The organism is Serratia sp. NPDC078593 (assembly GCF_050268245.1).
Classification (GTDB): domain Bacteria; phylum Pseudomonadota; class Gammaproteobacteria; order Enterobacterales; family Enterobacteriaceae; genus JBNNGK01.
The window spans coordinates 88,197-109,365 of sequence record NZ_JBNNGK010000006.1 but is presented as its reverse complement, the minus strand read 5'-3'; the positions used below and the strand labels follow the sequence as shown (position 1 = coordinate 109,365).

The window sequence follows — 21,169 nt, the reverse complement described above, 5'->3', positions numbered from 1 at the left end:
GCAGCAATGGAGAGTAAGTAATGCATAACCAAGCACCCATCAACCGTCGCAAATCAACACGTATTTACGTCGGCAAGGTGCCTATTGGCGATGGTGCACCGATTGCCGTGCAATCGATGACCAATACCCGAACCACCGATGTTGAAGCCACAGTCAATCAAATCAAAGCATTGGAGCGCGTAGGTGTCGACATCGTGCGCGTTTCCGTTCCTACCATGGATGCCGCTGAGGCGTTCAAATTGATCAAGCAACGGGTCAACGTTCCGTTGGTGGCCGATATTCACTTTGATTACCGCATTGCGTTGCAGGTTGCTGAATATGGCGTTGATTGCTTGCGTATCAACCCCGGCAATATCGGTAACGAATCACGCATCCGCTCGGTAGTGGATTGCGCGCGTGATAAAAATATCCCGATCCGTATTGGTGTCAACGGCGGTTCGCTGGAAAAAGACATTCAAGAAAAATACGGTGAACCGACACCGGAAGCGTTGCTGGAATCAGCCATGCGCCATGTGGATATTCTGGATCGCCTTAATTTCGACCAGTTCAAAGTCAGCGTTAAGGCTTCTGACGTGTTTTTAGCCGTGCAATCTTACCGCCTGTTAGCTGCACGTATCGATCAACCGCTCCACCTTGGGATTACCGAAGCGGGCGGCGCACGGAGCGGTTCAGTTAAATCAGCTATTGGCTTGGGACTGTTGCTGTCCGAAGGTATCGGCGACACCTTACGCATCTCACTGGCGGCCGATCCGGTTGAAGAAGTGAAGGTAGGTTTTGACATTCTGAAGTCTCTGCGCATCCGTGCGCGGGGTATCAACTTCATTGCGTGCCCAACCTGTTCGCGTCAGGAGTTTGATGTGATCGGCACGGTAAACGCACTGGAGCAGCGTCTGGAAGATATCATTACACCTATGGATGTATCCATTATCGGCTGTGTGGTGAATGGTCCAGGGGAAGCGCTGGTCTCCACCATGGGCGTGACCGGCGGCCACAAGAAAAGCGGCTTCTACGAAGATGGCGTGCGCCAAAAAGAACGCTTTGATAACGAACAGATGATTGACCAGTTGGAAGCGAAGATTCGTGCCAAAGCAGCGATGATGGACGAAAGCAATCGCATTGCGGTGAATCTGCTGGAAAAATAAGTTGCTTAGGTAGGGCGAGCCTGACTCGGTTCGCTCACTCTAGAACCCGGGGCGTATCCACGTTGAATAGCGAGGGGTAAAGTCCCTATAATCGGGTTCATTTTTTTATAAAACGGACAGAGAATTCACGTGGCAAAGAACATTCAAGCCATTCGCGGCATGAACGACTACCTGCCGGAAGAAACGGCATTATGGCAGCGTATTGAAGGCATTCTGAAACAGGTGCTAGGCAGCTACGGTTACAGCGAAATCCGGTTGCCGATTGTAGAGCAGACCCCGTTGTTTAAACGCGCGATCGGTGAAGTCACCGACGTGGTGGAAAAAGAGATGTACACCTTCGATGACCGCAACGGTGAAAGCCTGACGCTGCGCCCGGAAGGCACCGCGGGTTGCGTACGCGCCGGTATCGAACATGGTCTGCTGTACAATCAGGAACAGCGTCTGTGGTACGTCGGCCCAATGTTCCGTTACGAACGTCCACAAAAGGGGCGTTATCGTCAATTCCATCAGTTGGGTGTCGAAGTGTTCGGTCTGCAAGGGCCTGACATTGATGCTGAACTCATCTTGCTGACGGCCCGTTGGTGGAAAGCGCTGGGTATCGCGGAACACGTCAATCTGGAGTTGAACTCCATCGGTTCGCTGGAAGCGCGCGCCAATTATCGTGATGCGCTGGTTGCCTTCCTTGAGCAACACGTTGATGTGCTCGACGAAGATTGTAAACGTCGCATGTACAGCAACCCGTTGCGGGTTTTGGACTCAAAAAACCCCGATGTGCAGAAATTGCTGAATGACGCGCCACGTCTTTCCGAGTATCTGGATGAAGACTCCAAAGCCCACTTTGCTGGCCTGTGTGAACTTTTATCCTTGGCAGGTATCCCATTTACCATCAACGAACGTTTGGTGCGTGGTTTGGATTACTATAACCGCACCGTGTTTGAGTGGGTGACCACCAGCCTTGGCGCACAGGGTACCGTGTGTGCCGGTGGCCGTTACGATGGGTTGGTTGAACAGTTGGGTGGGCGCGCGACTCCGGCGGTAGGTTTCGCGATGGGGTTGGAGCGTCTGGTGCTGCTGGTTCAGGCAGTGAACCCGGAATTCAAAGCGCCAGCGACCATTGACGTTTACGTTATTTCTTCCGGTGCGGGTGCACAAAGTGCAGCGATGCGTTTGGCAGAGCAGGTGCGCGATGTTGCACCACAGCTCAAGCTAATGACCAACTACGGCGGCGGCAACTTTAAAAAGCAAATCACCCGTGCAGATAAATGGGGTGCGCGTGTCGCACTGATCTTGGGTGAAAATGAAGTCGCAGCGCAGCAGGTGGTCGTTAAGGACCTGCGCAGTGGTGAACAAGAAACGCTGGCGCAAAGCGAAGTCGCGGCGCGTCTGGCTATGATGTTAGGTTAAGGAGAAGGACACCGTGGAAGTCTATACCACTGAAAACGAACAGGTCGATGCCTTACGTCGCTTCTTTGTCGAAAACGGCAAAGCGTTGACGGTAGGCGTGGTGCTCGGTATTGGTGCCCTGGTAGGTTGGCGTTTCTGGCAAAGTCATCAAACCTCCAACATGATGGCCGCCTCACAATCTTATCAACAGGCAAGCGAAACGCTGGCTGCCGATAAGTCTGGTGACGTTGCCGCTGTGGAGACGTTTATTCAGGCCAACAACAATAACTATGGCGTAATGGCTGCGTTGGAGTTGGCAAAGCATTTCGTTGATAAAGGCGACTTTGCCAAAGCGGAACAACAATTGACGCTGGCGCAGTCTCAAGCGAAAGATGACAATCTGCTGTCGGTGATTAACCTGCGTCTGGCGCGTGTTCAGTTGCAGGAGAAAAAGCTGGATGACGCGCTGAAAACGTTGGAAGGCGTGAAAGGTGAAGGTTGGGCGGCGATGCTGGCAGATGTCCGCGGTGACGTGCTGTTAGCGAAAGGCGATACCAAAGGCGCACGTGAAGCCTACAGTAAGGGCATGGAGTCCAACGCCTCCCAAGCGCAGCAGGTGCTGTTGCGCATGAAAATGAATAACTTGTCCAGCTAAGGGGAATTCCCATGCAATTGCGTAAAACACTCTTGGTCGGGCTGGTTTCTGTCGCCTTGCTCAGTGGCTGTTCGCTGTTTAGCAGCGAAGAAGACGTGGTTACCATGTCACCACTGCCAAAAGTTGAAAACCAATTCACGCCCAATAAAGCGTGGAGCACGTCTGTCGGCAACGGCATTGGCGATTTTTATTCTCATTTGCGCCCTGCCTATCAGGACGGTACGGTGTTTGCAGCCGACCGTCATGGTATCGTGAAGGCGATGGATGCCGAAAACGGGAAAGAAAAGTGGAAGGTCGATCTGTCCGAGAAGACCGGTTTCCTCTCTCGTAACCGTTCGGCCATACTGTCTGGCGGCCTGACCGTGGCGGGCAGCAATGTCTACGTGGGTAGCGAAAAAGCGGTTGTTTACGCACTGAACACCGCAGACGGTGCGGTGACTTGGCAGAGCAAAGTGGCTGGCGAGATGATTTCTCGTCCGGTAGTCAGTGATGGCATGGTGCTGGTTCATACCAGCAACGGCCAGTTGCAAGCGCTGAACGAAGCGGACGGCGCGGTGAAGTGGACCGTTAACCTGGATATGCCAGCCTTGTCGCTGCGCGGTGAATCTGCACCGGCGACGGCATACGGTGCGGCGATTGTCGGTGGTGACAACGGTCGTGTTAATGCGGTACTGATGCAGCAAGGGCAGTTGATTTGGCAGCAGCGTATTTCGCAGCCAAGTGGTGCCACTGAAATCGACCGTTTGAACGACGTTGACACCACGCCGGTGATTGTTGAAGGCGTGATCTACGCATTGGGTTACAATGGCAACCTGGCGGCGCTGGATCTGCGTTCAGGCCAAATCATCTGGAAGCGTGATTTGGGCTCGGTGAATGACTTTATCGTCGATGCTGGCCGAATTTACCTGGTCGATCAGAACGATCGCGTGGTGGCATTGAGCACAGAAGGTGGCGTCACCGTTTGGACGCAGAGCGAACTGCTGCACCGTAATCTGACCGCGCCAGTGATGTATAATGGTTATCTGGTCGCCGGTGATTCCGAAGGTTATCTGCATTGGGTCAATACCACTGATGGTCGTTTTGTCGCCCAGCAGAAAGTGGACAGCTCTGGTTTCCTGTCTACCCCGGTCGTGGCAGGTGATAAATTGCTGATTCAAGCCAAGGGCGGCGAAGTTTACGCTTTCACCCGTTAACGCTGGAGATAGACTCGACATCATTCGGATTGCATGATTGCAGACGTGGCCCTTAGGGCAAGGTTCAAGGATGGGCCAACTCACCGCAGCGGCGGGGGCGTCTTGAATTTTGTCGGGTACAGATTTCCAAACGGCTCCTGAAATGTTCAGGGGCCGTTTCGTATTTTATAAACTACGTTGCCGGTGTTTATCCGCTGCGTGGTAACGCATTGATAATTAAGTAATGAGGCTTCAACAATGATACCTGTCGTCGCGCTGGTTGGGCGCCCGAATGTGGGTAAATCCACCTTGTTTAACCGTTTAACACAGACGCGCGATGCGCTAGTGGCGGATTTCCCCGGGCTAACGCGAGACCGCAAGTATGGTCGTGCTGAAGTTGAGGGTAACGAATTTATCATCATCGATACCGGCGGTATTGATGGTACCGAAGATGGCGTAGAAACGCGCATGGCTGGGCAATCGCTATTGGCGATTGAAGAGGCCGATATCGTGCTGTTTATGGTTGATGCGCGTGCCGGGCTGATGCCAGCGGATCAAGGTATTGCACAGCACCTGCGTAGCCGTCAGAAGGCAACGTTCCTGGTTGCTAACAAAACCGACGGTATGGACCCAGATATGGCGGCGGCTGATTTCTTCTCGCTAGGTTTGGGTGAAGTGCATCCTATCGCGGCTTCACACGGGCGTGGCGTTACCCAACTGATCGAACATGTGTTGGTGCCATTCCTGCCGGAAAAAGAGCAAGAAATTGAGCTAACCGAAGAAGAAGCCAATGCGGCCTACTGGGCAGAGCTTGAAGGCGAGCAGGCGGAAGGTGAAGAGGGCGAAGAGCCGGAAGATGACTTCAACCCGCAGGATTTGCCGATCAAGTTGGCGATTGTCGGGCGGCCTAACGTGGGTAAGTCCACACTGACCAACCGTATTCTTGGTGAAGATCGCGTGGTGGTATATGACATGCCGGGCACCACCCGCGACAGCATTTACATCCCGATGGTTCGCGATGAGCGTGAATATGTGCTGATTGATACCGCCGGGGTACGTAAGCGTGGCAAGGTGACCGAAACCGTCGAAAAATTCTCGGTGATTAAAACGTTACAGGCGATCGAGGATGCCAACGTGGTGCTGTTGGTGGTCGATGCGCGTGAAGGCATTTCCGATCAGGATTTGTCGCTGCTTGGCTTCATTTTGAATAGTGGGCGCTCACTGGTGATTGCGGTCAACAAGTGGGATGGCATGACTGAGGAAGATCGCGAGCATGTGAAAGAGATGCTCGATTTGCGTCTTGGCTTCGTCGATTTTGCGCGCGTACACTTTATTTCAGCGCTGCACGGCAGCGGTGTTGGCAACCTGTTCACATCGGTACAAGAAGCCTACGAGTGCGCAACCCGTCGCGTAAACACCTCGATGCTGACCAAAATCATGAACATGGCGGCGGAAGATCACCAGCCACCCTTGGTTCGCGGCCGCCGCGTGAAGCTGAAGTATGCCCATGCGGGCGGATATAACCCGCCAATTGTGGTTATCCACGGTAACCAAGTGGCCGATCTATCAGATTCCTACAAGCGTTATCTGATGAACTACTTCCGCCGTTCGCTTAATGTGATGGGGACGCCAATCCGCATTCAATTTAAAGAGGGTGAAAACCCATTTGCTGGCAAACGCAACACGCTGACGCCAAACCAGATGCGCAAGCGTAAGCGCTTGTTGAGCCATCTGAAGAAAGGTAAAAAGTAAGATGAACGGGGCGTGGTATTGATACCGCGCCCTTTTTATTGCTACAACACGATGAGTATTACCGCGTAATTTGAAGGGACGCCATGTCTTGGGAAACCTGGAGTTTTGCATTTAACGTCACCGTACCAAACTTATTGATGATGTTGCTGGGCGTTTTGCTGCGCCATCGGCGCATGATGGATGACCGCTTAATTGACGGTGCCAGCAAGCTGGTGTTCAATCTGGCTCTGCCTTGCCTGTTGTTTTTCAGTATCGCCACCAACCATCTGCACATGATGGAAAACCTGTCGTTGGTAATGTACGGCGCGGTAGGGACGATCATCACCTTTTTACTGTTGGAAATCGCTGCGGTCTGGTTGGTGAAAGAGCCGCGCGAGCGCGGGGTGTTCGTTCAGGGGGGATTCCGCGCGAATACCGCGATTGTGGGGCTGGCGTATGCGATGACGGCCTACGGCGCTGAGGGCGTGGCGCTCGGCTCGCTGTATCTCACGGTCACGGTGATTCTGTTCAATGTGCTTTCTGTTATCACCCTGACGCGTAGCTTGCAAGGCGGGGCAGATAAGCGCATCGGCCATTTGTCTCTACTGCGCAGCATGGTCCGCAACCCATTAATTATCAGTTTGGTTTGCGGTTTGGCGTATGCGCAAACTGGCTTGGGTATACCCCACGTTATTACCCAAACGGGCGGTTATATTTCTGGTTTATCGTTACCGTTGGCATTGTTATGCACCGGTGCCAGTTTGGATCTCCGCGCTATGTTTCGCTCGTCCAATGTTGCCGCGTTGTCGTCGGTGGCGAAACTGATTGTCGTCCCGGTTTTGATCACCTCTGGTGGTTGGTTCTGTGGTTTTCATGGTGCGGCATTGGGCATTATCTTTTTGTTTTCTGCCGCACCGACCGCTTCAGCCAGCTATGTCATGACGCGCGCGATGGGGGGGAATGCCACGTTGGCGGCAAATATTATTGCGATTACCACCGTGGGCTCTTTCTTTACCACCGCGCTGGGTATTTATGTCTTACGCTTATGGGGCGTGATGTGATTAGGGAAAACAACATGGAGACACTTTGCCCACAATGCCACCAGCCGATGATCTGGGTAAGTGGTCACTTTCACTGTGAGGCTTGCAACGACGCCTTCAAGCAACTCGCGCTTTGTCCTGATTGCGGCCAACCGCTACAAGAATTAAAAGCCTGTGGCGCGGTGGATTATTTTTGCCAAAACGGCCATGGGTTAATCTCTAAAAAACGCCTGCGGTTGAGTTATCAACCGCTGTAACCGATTCTTCCGTGCGAGCCGGGTTCTGGCGGCTAGCAAGCGCCGCATAACGCGACCATTAGGGATCATACAACTGATGGTTGTGAGTGCTGACTGCGGGAGTGACTTTATGGGCACTGAGGCGCTTAACCGATTCGCGTATCGTCAATCGACCGTGCAGCAACAGATTGCACGGTGGCGCATCTGGCCGCAGTATACGGCGCTGCAATAGCTGAATCGCCTCGAAACCCAGTTCGTCACGTGGGACATGCACCGAGGTTAAAGGAACATCATGAATCGCCGCCAGATTGAACCCATCGGTACTCATCACAGAAATATCGCCCGGCACGGTGAAGCCTAATTTCTGCAATGCGCTGACAGCCCCTACCGCCATATAATCGCCACCGGCCAAGATCGCCGTCGGTAGCTGCGCCCGATCGCTGACTTGATGAATAAAGGTCGTCAACGCCTGCTCGCTCTCTTCGCTGCTAAAACCGGAGGTGGTGATCAGGTGGCGTGCCTCATCGAAAGGCTGAGGGTGCTGTGCATACGCTTGACGGATACCGGCCAGTCGCTGTTCCATGGTGTGGCGACGTAGGCATTGTATATTGAGTATTTGGCTGTGGCCCTGCTGCAACAGGTAGTTTGCTGAGAACTCGCCGATCAATTGATGATCGGGTGAAACGCTGTCGAGCCGCATAGCGCGATCGCGACAGTTGATTAATACGCAGGGTTTATGCAGGTCTGCCGCCAGTGCATGAATGTGCTCATCATCGATACCAATAATCAGTGCCGCTTGCGTCAGCGGATCGCTCATCTTTTCCAGAAACAGCGCGCTATCGCTGCTGATTTCTTCTAACGCACAATAGCGAACCCGTACTTCGTGCCCGGCCAGTGCGGCGATAATACCTTGAATAACCTTGTAATAAAAAATATCGGTGCGGACATCAAAAGCACGCTGCGGCGCAAATACCATCACGCTGTTGAGCATCAATCGTCCGTTGGACATATTTTGCAAAATGCCGTTGCGTTGGGCGCATTCCAATACCTGCTGCCGAGCAGCGGCACTGGTGTTGGCTTTCCCCGCCAGTACGCGTGAAACCGTACTGATCGACAGGCCAGTTTGATGCGCAATTTCCTGTATTTTTAGCTTTCCGTTCATTTTGTGATCCCGTTCAAATCCGGTAATGAAAAAATTTTCATCGTGCAGGGAAGCTGTATTTATTGGGTTATTCATCCATTACGGCATATTTTTTCTACGCGATGAGAATTTTTGCAAAAAACGACGTTTCTCTCTGTGACATCGCTCGCTAGTCTGATTTGGTACACCAATTTAAACGACTTATTAGTCCAATTGGTAGACAACCTAACCCTAACACGGGCTTTATTCCCTGGATTGCCGTAGCAGCATGGCGAATATCACCGCCGTCTGTTGATCCCTCCGAAAACAAATGTACCCACTATAAGGCGATTGTCTTTAGGGCAATCGCCACGGAGCTGAGAAATGAGTGTTGAGATTGATCAGGCCGTCGCGCCCAGCGGGCGACGTAAATTCAAATCGCTGCGTTGGTGGATGTTGGCGCTGTTCTTACTAGGCGTAACGGTAAACTACATCACCCGTAACTCGTTGGGCATTTTGGCACCGGAACTCAAAACCAGCCTGAATATGACCACTGAGCAATATTCTTGGGTGGTGGCATCATTCCAACTGGCCTACACACTATTCCAGCCTATCTGCGGCTGGTTAATCGATGTGATTGGCTTAAAGATGGGATTCCTGATTTGCGCCAGCATTTGGGCGATCGTCTGCATGTTGCATGCAGGGGCGGGCAGTTGGCTACAGCTGGCCATTCTGCGTTTCTTTATGGGGGGAGCCGAAGCCGCCGCTACACCGGCCAACGCTAAAGCGATCTCCGAATGGTTCCCAAAAAAGGAGCGGCCTATCGCCGCGGGTTGGGCGGGCGTCGGTTTTTCCATTGGCGCGATGCTAGCGCCCCCCATTATCGTGATTGCGCACGTTTCCTTTGGTTGGCAGGGGGCTTTCCTGTTCTCTGGCATGTTGGCGATGGCGTGGGTAGTGCTGTGGTGGCTGTTTTATCACCAGCCGCAGCAGCACCCGAATTTAAGTCAGCAAGAATTAGCGCTGATCCGCGAAGACAATGAACCCGACCTTCCTAAGCTGCCGTTCTTTAAATCTCTTGCCATCGTGTGCAAAAACAAAAAGTTTTATGGCATCGCGATTCCTGCCTTCCTCGCAGAGCCTGCCTGGGCAGTTTTTAGCTTCTGGGTGCCGCTGTATCTGGCGACGGAACGCGGGATGGATCTAAAGCAGATTGCCATGTTTGCCTGGTTACCGTTTCTGGCGGCAGATATCGGCAGCGTGGCTAGCGGTTATCTCACCACGCTGTACCGTAAATGGTTTGGTTGTACACGAGTCAACGCGGTGGTAGCCAGCTCAGTAACCGGTGCTTTTATGATGGTGTCGCTGGCGTTTGTGGCGATCACTAAAGATCCCTACTTGGCGATCCTGCTGATTTCGATCGGCGGCTTTGGCCATCAGGTGATCTCCTGCATGTTGAGCGCGCTGGTGGTGGAATCATTCGATAAAAACCAAATGGCGACGGTGAACGGTATGCGCGGTTCTAGCGCCTGGATCGCCAGCTTTTTGTTTACGCTGCTGATTGGCGCGGTTTCTGACACCGTTGGCTTCAGCCCGCTATTCATCGCGATGGGCTTTTTTGACCTGATTGGCGCCGTATTCTTGATTGCGCTAATCGCCGAACGCGGTAAGAAAAAACCACTTAATCAGTAATACGGATGCTTATGAAAACGTTGAAAAACTGGACACTGGCAGGACAATACGCCGATCGCGTTGAGCTATGGGTGGATGAACGCCATCTGTTTTGCCTGTATGTACTCGAACATAATCTGTTTCGCGTATTGGTCAAGCGCAATGGTGAACTGGCGCTCGATCGTACCTGGAGCATTGCACCGGAAAACGATGTTCCATGGGAAGGGCGCGACCGACTGAGCACGGACGGTTTCAGTCTGCCGGGTTATCAATTGCATCAATTGGACGATCGACTGGTGGTGGCGAGTGAAACGCTGCGCGTTACGGTACATCAGCCGCTGTGGTTAGAGTGGGAATATCGCGATGAGCAAGCACAGTGGCAGCCACTGGCGGCAGATCGACCCACCAGCGCCTATTTACTGAACCCACAGGGTGACGGTGTGGCGCATTATCAGCGTCGTTTTACCGGGGAACGTTACTACGGTTTAGGCGAAAAGGCTGGCGATCTGGAGCGGGGCGGCCGCCGCTTCGAGATGCGTAATCTCGATGCGATGGGTTATAACGCCGCGAGCACCGATCCGCTTTACAAACATGTGCCGTTTACCATTACCCGACGTGAAAGCGTCAGCTTTGGCCTATTTTACGATAACCTCAGCAGTTGTTGGCTGGATCTCGGCAACGAGATCGATAATTACCATTTGGCTTATCGGCGCTATCAGGCCGAAGCGGGCGATCTGGATTATTACCTGTTCCTTGGCCCAAAGGTGTTGGATGTCACTAAAGCCTTTGTACGCCTGACGGGGAAAACCCATTTCGGGCCAAAATGGAGTCTCGGCTACAGCGGATCGACCATGCATTACACGGATGCGCCGGATGCGCAGGTGCAATTACAGCAGTTTATTCAACTGTGCCAATGGCATGATATTCCTTGTGATTCATTTCAGTTGTCCTCCGGCTATACCTCGATCGGCAACAAACGTTATGTGTTCAATTGGAACAAGGAAAAAGTGCCGCAACCGAAGCAATTGAGCCAAGCGTTCCATGATGCCGGGTTAAAGCTCGCCGCGAACATTAAACCGTGTCTGCTGCAAGATCATCCGTCTTATTCGGCGGTGGCAGAGCAAGGGTTATTTATCCGCGACTCGGAAAGCGAGGCACCGGAACGTTCAAGTTTTTGGGATGATGAAGGCTCGCATCTTGATTTCACCAACCCGGCAACGGTGCGCTGGTGGCAACGCGGCGTTACCCAGCAATTGCTGGAAATGGGCATTGATTCGACCTGGAACGATAACAACGAATATGAAGTGTGGGACGGCGAAGCGCGCTGCCACGGGTTTGGTCGCGCGATCGCCATCAAACATATTCGCCCTGTCATGCCGTTGCTGATGATGCGCGCCTCAATGGAAGCGCAGCAACGTTTTGCGCCAGGACGACGGCCGTATTTGATTTCACGCTCTGGTTGCGCAGGCATGCAGCGTTATGTACAGACCTGGAGCGGAGACAACCGCACTAACTGGCAAACTCTGCGTTACAACACCCGCATGGGATTGGGCATGAGTCTGTCTGGGCTGTATAACGTGGGGCATGACGTTGGTGGGTTTTCCGGCGATAAACCGGATGCCGAGCTGTTTGTGCGTTGGGTACAAAACGGTGTGATGCATCCGCGTTTTACTATTCATTCGTGGAATGATGACGCGACGGTGAATGAGCCGTGGATGTATCCGGCGGTGACGCCGATGATTCGTGATGCTATTAACCTGCGTTATCGTTTGATGCCGTATTTTTACACCTTGCTATGGCAGGCCAGCGTCAATGATGAACCGATGCTGCGGCCGACCTTCCTCGATCATGAGCATGACGCGCAGACCTGGTGTGAAAACGATGATTTCCTGATTGGTCGCGATTTGCTGGTGGCCAGCGTGGTGGAGCAGGGGCAGCGCCAACGCACGGTGTACCTGCCGGATAACGGCGAGGGGTGGTACTGCTTCTACCGTGGGCAATGGTTTAGCGGTGGCCAAACCATTCTACTCGATGCGCCGTTGGAGCGCTTGCCGCTGCTGGTTCGTGCCGGTGCGGCGCTGCCGTTGTCACATCGGCTGGCGCATGTGGACGTTGCCGCCGACGATCGGCGTGAATTGGCGTTATTTCCGCTGCGGCGAGGCCAAAGCACAGGCGTGTTATTCGAAGATGATGGTGAAACTGATGCTTGGCAGCAAGGTAATGCGCTGTGGTTACATTGGCAAATGCGCTGTAGCGCCAGCCGGGTTGAACTGGATATCCGCACCGAAGGGGATTTCCAACCTGCATGGCGCAGGCTGAGCGTGGCCTTACCCGCAGAGGAAACCCGCGAACTGTGGATTAACGGTGAACGGGCAACGGACTTTACCTTGGCTTAATCACGCTGGGTGCGGTAAACGCACCCACCTGCCTACTTGGCCGTAGGTTTCTTACGCGTCTTTTTCGCTTTGGTGATGGTTTTTACTTCGCTTTCTACCCAGCCGTCTTGCAAGCGGGTTTTCAGTAATTCACCCACCTGCGCCTGCTGCGTGGTTTTTAGCACATCACCGCACGGGGTTTGCGTAACGCTATAACCGCGAGCCAGCGTGGCTAGAGGGCTGACCGCTTCCAATTGGCTACAGGCGACGCCAAACCGCTGGCGATACGCATTGAGCTGGCGCTCTAGCCCTTGCTGTAAGCGGTATTGCTGCTGTTGAATGCGTTGTTGATAACGATGGATACGGCCTAACGGTTGTACCTGTGCCAGCCGTTGTTGAGTGCGTTCACTGCGGCGTGAAGAGAGCCGCAATTGATATTGCATGCCTTCTTCCAAACGGCGCCGCAGTTTGAACAAACGCGTTTGTTGCCGCGCCAGACGCAGGTGCGGGTGTTGCTGTTGCAAGCGATGATGTAACCGGCTGAACTGCTGTTGGCGCTGCGCCAGATAATAATCCATCGCCATTTCCAGCCGTTGTTGCTGCGATTGCAATTGGCGCAGTAACTCCAGTTGGTTACGGCTGACCAGCTCGGCGGCGGCAGAAGGGGTGGGCGCACGCAAATCTGCGGTAAAATCGGCGATGGTGACGTCGGTTTCATGACCGACGGCGCTGACGATAGGGATACGGCTGGCAAAAATAGCGCGCGCGACGCGTTCGTCGTTGAAGCTCCACAGGTCTTCCAGCGAGCCGCCGCCACGGCCAACAATCAAGACGTCGCACTCATCACGGCGGTTCGCGATTTCAATCGCCCGAACGATTTGCAACGGTGCTTCACTGCCCTGAACGGCGGTGGGATAGATAACCACTGGCAGCGAGGGATCGCGCCGCTGTAATACCTGCAGGATATCGTGCAATGCGGCTCCGCTGGCGGAGGTGATCACACCGACCCGTTTAGCCGGAGCCGGCAGCGGTTGTTTATTGTGTTGCTCGAACAGCCCCTCGGCAGCTAGACGTTGTTTAAGCTGCTCGAACTGTTGTTGCAGCAAGCCATCACCGGCAGGTTGCATGCTTTCGGCAATCAGTTGGTAATCACCGCGTGGCTCATACAGTGTAATACTGGCGCGTACTAATACCTGCTGACCGTTTTGCGGGCGGAAGGTGGTGCGACGATTACTATTGCGGAACATCGCACAACGAACCTGTGCGCGATCGTCCTTTAAGGTGAAATACCAGTGGCCGGAAGCCGGTTGGGAGAAATTTGAGACCTCGGCAGAGAGCCAGATCTGCCCCATTTCCATTTCCAGCAGCTGTCGAACCGTCTGATTTAGGCGGCTTACGGTAAAAATGGGGGGAGAGGTAGGTAGCGACATGTGACCCAGATCAAATTCCAAAACAACCACTTAATCCGTCGATACTACATGGCTAATAGAGGTAATCAAGAGTTTTTGTAAGAAAGTGCTGGAGGCAACCGATTACGCTCTGTATAATGCCGCGGCAATATTTTATCTTTTCCGCATCCACCTTGGTGAGATATTGCCCATGCTACGTATCGCTAAAGAAGCTCTGACGTTTGACGACGTTCTCCTGGTTCCAGCCCACTCTACCGTTCTGCCGAACACCGCAGAATTAGGGACTCAACTGACCAAAACTATCCGCCTGAATATCCCCATGCTGTCTGCAGCAATGGATACCGTAACCGAATCCGGCCTGGCTATTGCGCTGGCGCAGGAAGGCGGCCTTGGCTTCATTCACAAAAACATGTCCATTGAGCGTCAGGCTGAAGAAGTCAGCCGCGTGAAGAAACATGAAAGCGGCGTAGTCACTGACCCGCAAACTGTCACCCCAGCCACCACGCTGAAAGAAGTGAAAGAACTGACCGCACGTAACGGCTTTGCCGGCTATCCGGTAGTCACGGAAGAAAACGAACTGGTCGGCATCATTACCGGCCGTGACGTACGCTTCGTTACCGATCTCAACCAACCGGTCACTGCGGTGATGACGCCGAAAGAACGTTTGGTGACGGTCAAAGAAGGTGAAGCGCGTGAAGTCGTGCTGCAAAAAATGCACGAAAAACGCGTCGAGAAAGCGCTGGTGGTTGACGACAGTTTCCACCTGTTGGGCATGATCACCGTCAAAGACTTCCAAAAAGCCGAGCGGAAACCTAACGCCTGTAAAGATGAGCATGGCCGTTTGCGCGTTGGTGCTGCCGTCGGTGCCGGTGCAGGTAACGAAGAGCGTATCGACGCGCTGGTTGCCGCTGGCGTTGACGTGCTGCTGATTGATTCCTCCCACGGCCATTCCGAAGGCGTCTTGCAACGTATCCGTGAAACGCGCGCCAAATACCCCGAGCTGCAAATCGTTGGCGGTAACGTCGCGACGGCTGCGGGTGCCAAGGCACTGGCGGAAGCCGGTGTGAGCGCGGTGAAAGTAGGCATCGGTCCTGGCTCCATCTGTACCACCCGCATCGTTACCGGTGTCGGTGTTCCACAGATTACCGCTATTGCCGACGCCGTCGACGCGCTGGCTGGCACCGGCATCCCGGTTATCGCCGATGGTGGCATCCGTTTCTCCGGTGATATCGCGAAAGCCATTGCGGCGGGCGCATCCTGCGTCATGGTAGGTTCCATGCTAGCGGGTACCGAAGAGTCCCCTGGTGAGATCGAACTGTATCAAGGCCGTTCGTTCAAATCATACCGTGGTATGGGCTCATTGGGCGCGATGTCAAAAGGCTCTTCGGATCGTTACTTCCAGACCGATAACGCCGCAGACAAGCTGGTGCCAGAAGGGATCGAAGGCCGCGTGGCTTACAAAGGCATGTTGAAAGCCATCGTTCACCAGCAAATGGGCGGCCTGCGTTCTTGCATGGGGCTGACCGGCTGCGGCACGATCGACGAATTGCGCACCAAAGCCGAGTTTGTGCGTATCAGCGGTGCTGGCATTCAAGAAAGCCATGTGCATGACGTGACCATTACTAAAGAGTCACCAAACTACCGCATGGGTTGATTCCAGAACGGCGGCCTGTGCCGCCGTTCACGGCTTACGGCGCAGTGACGTGATGTTAGCTGTGCTAAGCCGTACTGACGGGATTGACCCTGTCGAATTCACTTTTACTTTTTCTCTGTTGCTGGAATTCGCCACACATGACACAAAATATCCATAAGCATCGCATTCTTATTTTGGACTTCGGTTCGCAGTACACCCAACTGGTTGCTCGACGCGTACGTGAAATCGGCGTTTACTGCGAGTTGTGGGCCTGGGATGTGACCGAAGAGCAGATCCGCGAATTTAATCCAAGCGGCATTATCCTTTCCGGTGGCCCGGAAAGCACCACCGAACAGAACAGCCCACGCGCCCCTGAATATGTGTTCAGCGCTGGCGTACCGGTACTGGGCGTCTGCTACGGCATGCAAACTATGGCGATGCAACTGGGCGGCCACGTTCAGGGCTCTACCGAGCGCGAATTCGGTTACGCGCAGGTTGAAGTCACCACCGAAAGTGCGTTGATTCGCGATATTGAAGATGCCATCAGCCCAGCAGGTAAACCGCTGCTGGATGTATGGATGAGCCACGGCGATAAAGTCACTGCCATTCCAGCGGGCTTTGCGACCGTTGCCAGCACCGATACCTGCCCGTTTGCCATTATGGCCAACGAAGAAAAGCGCTTTTACGGCGTGCAGTTCCACCCCGAAGTGACGCATACCCGCCAAGGGCAGCGCATGTTGGAGCGCTTCGTACTGGACATCTGCGGCTGTGAAGCGCTGTGGACACCGGCAACCATTATCGAAGATGCGGTTGAGCGTATTCGTGAGCAAGTTGGGGAAGATCACGTGATCCTCGGGTTGTCTGGCGGTGTGGATTCGTCTGTTACTGCGATGCTGTTGCACCGTGCGATCGGCAAGCGTTTGACCTGCGTCTTCGTTGACAATGGCTTGCTGCGCCTGAATGAAGCCGATCAGGTACTGGAAATGTTTGGCGACCATTTCGGGCTGAACATCGTTCACGTGCCTGCTGAGGAACGCTTCCTGAGCGCGTTGGCTGGCATCGATGAGCCAGAAGCGAAGCGTAAAACCATCGGCCGCGTGTTTGTTGAAGTGTTTGACGAAGAGGCCTGCAAGCAAAGCGAAGTTAAATGGCTGGCGCAAGGTACCATTTACCCTGACGTGATTGAGTCTGCCGCTTCGGCTACCGGCAAAGCGCACGTGATCAAATCGCACCACAACGTGGGTGGCTTGCCGAAAGAGATGAAACTGGGGCTGGTTGAACCACTGAAAGAGTTGTTCAAAGATGAAGTGCGCAAAATCGGCTTAGAGCTGGGTCTGCCGTACGACATGCTTTATCGTCACCCGTTCCCAGGGCCAGGTTTGGGCGTGCGCGTATTGGGTGAAGTAAAGAAAGAGTACTGTGACCTGTTGCGCCGTGCCGACGCGATCTTCATCGAAGAACTGCACAAAGCCGATTTGTACAACAAAGTCAGCCAAGCATTTACCGTATTCCTGCCGGTACGTTCCGTCGGGGTGATGGGCGATGGCCGCAAATACGACTGGGTGGTCTCACTGCGTGCGGTAGAAACCATCGATTTCATGACCGCGCACTGGGCGCACCTGCCTTATGAGTTCCTCGGCCGGGTCTCTAACCGCATTATCAATGAAGTCGACGGTATTTCCCGTGTCGTTTATGACATCAGCGGTAAGCCGCCAGCGACGATTGAGTGGGAATGATGCTCCTTTAAGAAAGGTCCGGCATTAACAGGCACTAAATCATACTTAAGTCCGCGTAACTGCGGGCTTTTTTGTTTTTGTATCTGGCACTTTCTGGCAGCTGTTAGCAACGGGAAGCACTTTTTTTTCAATGAAATTTTTGATGGTACTCTCTGGTTACGAATTCAGGTTTGAAAAAGTACCATGTGATAAATTCCGGTTGAGTTATGGTATTTGTTTTGTGTAACTCAATTAAAAACAGATAGTTAAATCATTTATCTGAGCTTTTTACAACATGGTATTAATTGAAGAAGGAAAACATTAATCCATGTTGACTGACACCAGGCTGCGCCATCTTAAGCCGAAGGAGAAACTCTATAAAGTTAATGACCGTGATGGTCTGTATGTTGCGGTCACTCCGGCTGGAACGATCTCATTTCGTTATAACTATTCAATAAACGGAAGACAGGAGACCGTTACTTTTGGCCGCTATGGTGTGGGAGGGATCACGCTTGCAGAAGCACGTGAACGGCTCAATGAAGCTAAAAAAATGGTTGCCGGTGGAAGTCGCCTGCGAGGGAAAAAGCCAGAGATAAAGCGCGTATCAAAGATGCGGAGACTTTTGGTGCGTGGGCTGAGAAATGGTTACGCGGTTATCAAATGGCTGAATCGACGCGTGATATGCGGCGTTCGGTATATCAAAGGGAGTTGAAGTCAAAACTTGCCCAGCAGAAACTGAGTGAGATTACACATGAAGACTTACGCGCATTAACCGATAACATTGTAGAGAGAGGGGCACCGGCGACAGCTGTACACGCCAGAGAGATTGTATTGCAAGTCTATCGCTGGGCTATTGAGCGCGGTCAGAAGGTGGAGAATCCAGCCGATCTGGTACGGCCTGCAAGCATAGCGAAATTTGAGTCTCGTGACAGGGTATTGACGCCAGTTGAAATCGGTCTGATGTATCGGTATATGGAACGGGTAGGAACGACGCCATCAATCAGAGCAGCGGTTAAACTTTTGCTGTTAACGATGGTACGTAAAAGTGAGCTGACTAACGCGACCTGGAACGAGATCAATTTTAGTGAAGCATTATGGACGATACCGAAGGAGAGGATGAAACGACGTAATCCACATTTGGTTTTTCTTTCCAGACAGGCAATGGATATTATGATTGCTCTCAAAACCTTTGCCGGTAGCTCTGATTTTATCCTTCCTTCGCGCTACGATTCCGATGCGCCAATGAGTAGCGCTACTTTAAACAGGGTTTTGACACTGACGTATCGCCTAGCACAGAAAGAAGGGCAGTCATTGCCCAAGTTTGGTCCCCATGATTTACGGCGTACAGCTAGCACCTTATTGCATGAAGCTGGGTACAATACTGACTGGATTGAGAAGTGTCTTACGCATGAACAAAAAGGAGTACGGGCTGATTATAATAAGGCCGAGTACCGCGAGCAGAGGTCAGAGATGCTGCAAGATTGGGCGAATATGATTGATGAATGGTTAGGTAAGTAATTGATAAACAATTGATTAAGTGAACTTTCCTATTCTGCACCGGAAGGAAAATTTTAGCCGCTAAAATTTATGACACATTTACCGATTGTTGATGCGATTACATAAAAAGAAGGAAAAGCAAGAATGCCTGAGTTGTCTGCAATTATACAGTGGATGGATCAATACCCTAAGATCGGTTGGCTGCTGCTGCTTGTTTATATTGTACTTGGTGTGGTTCGCCACAGAGTTATTAATGCTGAATCCGGTAGTGTCTTTCGTGGACTACTGAATTTCAGGAAGCGCCGACTAGAACAAATGCTGACGCAGCCCTATCTGAATAAAAATGCTGTCAGGTTGGCAAAGCGTGAGCTTCGCCAGCGTAGTCTATACCGACTCACAGGTCTATATCACTACCGCTTACAGGATTTGGCCGTCATACTGTGCGATCGCTATGGGCTGCGGGCTGCTTATCTCAAGCCGTGGCGTAACTGGCTGAAAGAACGAGACGGGCAGATAGTGTTCAATAGGAAAGGGCATAGTATCTGCTGGAGTCTTTTCTTAGTGGGGCAGATTGCAAACACTGCCTTACTGGTAGCATTTATTGTGTATTTAATTCGTCATGCACCAGCCGAAATGATTGCTCCCCTACTGATGCTTTACATGGTTGTTTTATGGTTTCCGTGGCTAATGATGACCTCGATGCCCTTTCCCGCATGGACTCGAGAAATGGAGGCTTATCTGGAAAAATTCAACAGTGAGCAGAGCGTAGTGTAATGCTTTCTCGCTGGACAGGAGGCCAGCCTTTACATTTTAAACAATGAATCACCATGGGTTTTACGGTCGTATATGATTTTTTTTGACTGGCTGTGTACCTTGATTTTTATCTCGTTATAATTATCAGGGTTAGAATACACTGAATTTGTAATACAATTTCTTGATAGTTATATTTAAATGAAAATATTTAATTTAAATATAGAATTCTTTTCGCACTGATGCTACGGCCTTGGACACAGCCTGATGTGTCATTGGTAAGCGATAATTTCTTGTTAATATTTGTGCAATCTCAGATTGATTAAATCCTTGATGTTTTAATGAAAGTATTTTTTTCTTGGTATCAGAGAGCTTAGAGTCAGTCATGCGTCGTGCAATATTTCTCAGCTCACCTATATCTACAGGGGTTAAGGTTTGACCTTGCATCTACTGTAAAAAATAATTATCAATTAATTTATCCCCGGAGTTAGCGTTAGCTTTTCTTGGTTTAGCGCATTGCCTTCTCAGTCTTATTAGTTCTTGATTAAATTGTTCTAGGGATCTTTTTCCTTGTCTGTAATGGGGATTCCATTGGCCATTGGTCAGTCTGGGTCTATGGTTAGAACAATATCGATGGTTAAGTACAAGTTTTTTATGATCAGGGAGTTCATTATCGTTAGAAATATATTATGATATTTCTCTGATAAATAAAGAGGATTCTGTTTGGTTGCCACAGAACTCGCAAAATCCAAGTTTACGCTGTGAATTTAAAGTCACCCCTGTTACAGATGATGATTTCTTCGGCCGCTTGGAACCGCATTCATTAACTAATTCAATAAGAGACTCGGCCGTAGCAATAAAACATTTATCAAGTGAATTTTGGCTATCTTTTGTCAGGACGAAATGGCGCAACAGGTGTCGTTGTGAACGGATCATAACATCAAAGCCCACTTTTTTGATTAGTTCACTAAATCCTATTTCTTCACCGGGAATATAGTCCTTATGGCTTGCTGGCAAGGAATTTATATAAATAGCTACTGCAGGGTCAACTACTTCCTGTATCAGCCGCAGTATGGGATACCTCCGTGAAGATATGGAATACGGAGAGCTGCGTTCTAAAAATGCTTTGATTGCTGCTGCGAAGGTGAAGTCACAGCCTTCTCAAGTTGTAATTTTCATGTCAACCATTTTAGCCAATGGATAGATTTTAGCAAGTGGTAATACCTGGCATTGTTTAGGTCTGATTGGAAACTGGAGGAAGGCAGATGCAAACAAAGGCACATAGCACACTCATTAATAGGAAAACACTTCTGAAGATGATCCCATTGTCAGCCCGGACTATTTATAACCTTGAGCTGCGAGGGGAGTTTCCTCGCCGTATAGCGCTTACTAGCCGAAAGGCCCTGCGTGGCGGGGACGTCGGGGATACGCTACAACTCGGATCTGAGACGTAGAAATAGCTGATGGTTACGCGGCGTCGGCTGTCGACCAAGGTCAGTCCTTCGCCAGTGGCGCTTCGAAGGGCAACTACTTTGAGAACCTACAATTTGTACGATGCGAAACTGACCGGCAGCTATGTGCACCGATAGTGGTCGTTCGGGAGGGGGGCAAAGTGGTCCCGGAACCTGCCATTCGTTTGT

The 21,169-nt window shown here is 51.8% G+C and carries 14 protein-coding genes and 1 pseudogene; 13 read left to right on the top strand and 2 right to left on the bottom strand.

The genetic code is table 11. The features are described from left to right. Positions 1 to 20 precede the first annotated feature (20 nt). From ispG to ACQKDS_RS09105, 7 genes are all read left to right on the top strand, one after another. Positions 21 to 1,142, top strand: a complete 1,122-nt coding sequence (gene ispG, locus ACQKDS_RS09135; RefSeq protein WP_399668974.1) for a flavodoxin-dependent (E)-4-hydroxy-3-methylbut-2-enyl-diphosphate synthase — start codon at positions 21 to 23, stop codon at positions 1,140 to 1,142. A gap of 129 nt (positions 1,143 to 1,271) precedes the next feature. Next, positions 1,272 to 2,546: a histidine--tRNA ligase gene (gene hisS, locus ACQKDS_RS09130; protein ID WP_399668971.1), complete on the top strand. Its 1,275-nt coding sequence runs from the start codon at positions 1,272 to 1,274 to the stop codon at positions 2,544 to 2,546. 13 nt (positions 2,547 to 2,559) lie between these two features. Beyond that, positions 2,560 to 3,180 carry a YfgM family protein gene (locus ACQKDS_RS09125; protein ID WP_399668968.1) on the top strand — a complete coding sequence of 207 codons (621 nt, stop codon included), beginning with the start codon at positions 2,560 to 2,562 and terminating at the stop codon, positions 3,178 to 3,180. An 11-nt stretch (positions 3,181 to 3,191) separates the two neighbouring features. Further along, positions 3,192 to 4,373, top strand: coding sequence for an outer membrane protein assembly factor BamB (gene bamB / locus ACQKDS_RS09120; RefSeq protein ID WP_399668964.1), 1,182 nt, complete (start codon positions 3,192 to 3,194; stop codon positions 4,371 to 4,373). 237 nt (positions 4,374 to 4,610) lie between these two features. Beyond that, a complete protein-coding gene (der, locus tag ACQKDS_RS09115) occupies positions 4,611 to 6,104 on the top strand; it encodes a ribosome biogenesis GTPase Der (RefSeq protein WP_399668961.1) in 1,494 nt (497 codons plus the stop codon). A gap of 83 nt (positions 6,105 to 6,187) precedes the next feature. Further along, complete coding sequence (locus ACQKDS_RS09110; RefSeq protein ID WP_399668958.1) at positions 6,188 to 7,144, top strand: AEC family transporter; 957 nt, start codon at positions 6,188 to 6,190, stop codon at positions 7,142 to 7,144. Between the two features lie 14 nt (positions 7,145 to 7,158). After that, positions 7,159 to 7,380 carry a zinc ribbon domain-containing protein gene (locus ACQKDS_RS09105; protein WP_399668955.1) on the top strand — a complete coding sequence of 74 codons (222 nt, stop codon included), beginning with the start codon at positions 7,159 to 7,161 and terminating at the stop codon, positions 7,378 to 7,380. A 58-nt stretch (positions 7,381 to 7,438) separates the two neighbouring features. Here the strand turns inward: ACQKDS_RS09105 and ACQKDS_RS09100 are convergent, their stop codons facing one another. Beyond that, complete coding sequence (locus ACQKDS_RS09100; protein WP_399668952.1) at positions 7,439 to 8,521, bottom strand: LacI family DNA-binding transcriptional regulator; 1,083 nt, start codon at positions 8,519 to 8,521, stop codon at positions 7,439 to 7,441. A gap of 342 nt (positions 8,522 to 8,863) precedes the next feature. Here ACQKDS_RS09100 and ACQKDS_RS09095 point away from each other — a divergent pair, with 342 nt between their 5' ends. Together ACQKDS_RS09095 and ACQKDS_RS09090 are read left to right on the top strand one after the other, a co-directional pair. Then, entirely contained in the window at positions 8,864 to 10,171 is a 1,308-nt protein-coding gene (locus tag ACQKDS_RS09095; RefSeq protein WP_399668949.1) for an MFS transporter, read from the top strand. Between the two features lie 11 nt (positions 10,172 to 10,182). After that, positions 10,183 to 12,546, top strand: coding sequence for a TIM-barrel domain-containing protein (locus ACQKDS_RS09090; RefSeq protein ID WP_399668946.1), 2,364 nt, complete (start codon positions 10,183 to 10,185; stop codon positions 12,544 to 12,546). A gap of 32 nt (positions 12,547 to 12,578) precedes the next feature. On the opposite strand, the gene xseA is transcribed toward ACQKDS_RS09090, so the two are convergent. Continuing rightward, complete coding sequence (xseA, locus tag ACQKDS_RS09085; RefSeq protein WP_399668943.1) at positions 12,579 to 13,955, bottom strand: exodeoxyribonuclease VII large subunit; 1,377 nt, start codon at positions 13,953 to 13,955, stop codon at positions 12,579 to 12,581. Positions 13,956 to 14,124: 169 nt separating this feature from the next. Here xseA and guaB point away from each other — a divergent pair, with 169 nt between their 5' ends. From guaB to ACQKDS_RS09065, 4 genes and pseudogenes are all read left to right on the top strand, one after another. After that, on the top strand, positions 14,125 to 15,588 hold the full coding sequence (guaB, locus tag ACQKDS_RS09080; protein WP_399668940.1) for an IMP dehydrogenase: 1,464 nt from the start codon (positions 14,125 to 14,127) through the stop codon (positions 15,586 to 15,588). Positions 15,589 to 15,725: 137 nt separating this feature from the next. After that, complete coding sequence (gene guaA, locus ACQKDS_RS09075) at positions 15,726 to 17,303, top strand: glutamine-hydrolyzing GMP synthase (RefSeq protein WP_399668937.1); 1,578 nt, start codon at positions 15,726 to 15,728, stop codon at positions 17,301 to 17,303. A 307-nt stretch (positions 17,304 to 17,610) separates the two neighbouring features. Continuing rightward, a pseudogene (locus ACQKDS_RS09070) lies at positions 17,611 to 18,800 on the top strand (tyrosine-type recombinase/integrase). Positions 18,801 to 18,923: 123 nt separating this feature from the next. Continuing rightward, positions 18,924 to 19,553, top strand: coding sequence for a hypothetical protein (locus ACQKDS_RS09065; protein WP_399668934.1), 630 nt, complete (start codon positions 18,924 to 18,926; stop codon positions 19,551 to 19,553). Positions 19,554 to 21,169: the final 1,616 nt, after the last annotated feature.

Coding starts and splice junctions, on each gene's coding strand:
- ispG (WP_399668974.1), top strand. CDS start 21: ATGCATAACCAAGCACCCATCAACCGTCGCAAATCAACACGTATTTAC.
- bamB (WP_399668964.1), top strand. CDS start 3,192: ATGCAATTGCGTAAAACACTCTTGGTCGGGCTGGTTTCTGTCGCCTTG.
- der (WP_399668961.1), top strand. CDS start 4,611: ATGATACCTGTCGTCGCGCTGGTTGGGCGCCCGAATGTGGGTAAATCC.
- ACQKDS_RS09110 (WP_399668958.1), top strand. CDS start 6,188: ATGTCTTGGGAAACCTGGAGTTTTGCATTTAACGTCACCGTACCAAAC.
- ACQKDS_RS09105 (WP_399668955.1), top strand. CDS start 7,159: ATGGAGACACTTTGCCCACAATGCCACCAGCCGATGATCTGGGTAAGT.
- ACQKDS_RS09100 (WP_399668952.1), bottom strand. CDS start 8,521: ATGAACGGAAAGCTAAAAATACAGGAAATTGCGCATCAAACTGGCCTG.
- ACQKDS_RS09095 (WP_399668949.1), top strand. CDS start 8,864: ATGAGTGTTGAGATTGATCAGGCCGTCGCGCCCAGCGGGCGACGTAAA.
- ACQKDS_RS09090 (WP_399668946.1), top strand. CDS start 10,183: ATGAAAACGTTGAAAAACTGGACACTGGCAGGACAATACGCCGATCGC.
- xseA (WP_399668943.1), bottom strand. CDS start 13,955: ATGTCGCTACCTACCTCTCCCCCCATTTTTACCGTAAGCCGCCTAAAT.
- guaB (WP_399668940.1), top strand. CDS start 14,125: ATGCTACGTATCGCTAAAGAAGCTCTGACGTTTGACGACGTTCTCCTG.
- guaA (WP_399668937.1), top strand. CDS start 15,726: ATGACACAAAATATCCATAAGCATCGCATTCTTATTTTGGACTTCGGT.
- ACQKDS_RS09065 (WP_399668934.1), top strand. CDS start 18,924: ATGCCTGAGTTGTCTGCAATTATACAGTGGATGGATCAATACCCTAAG.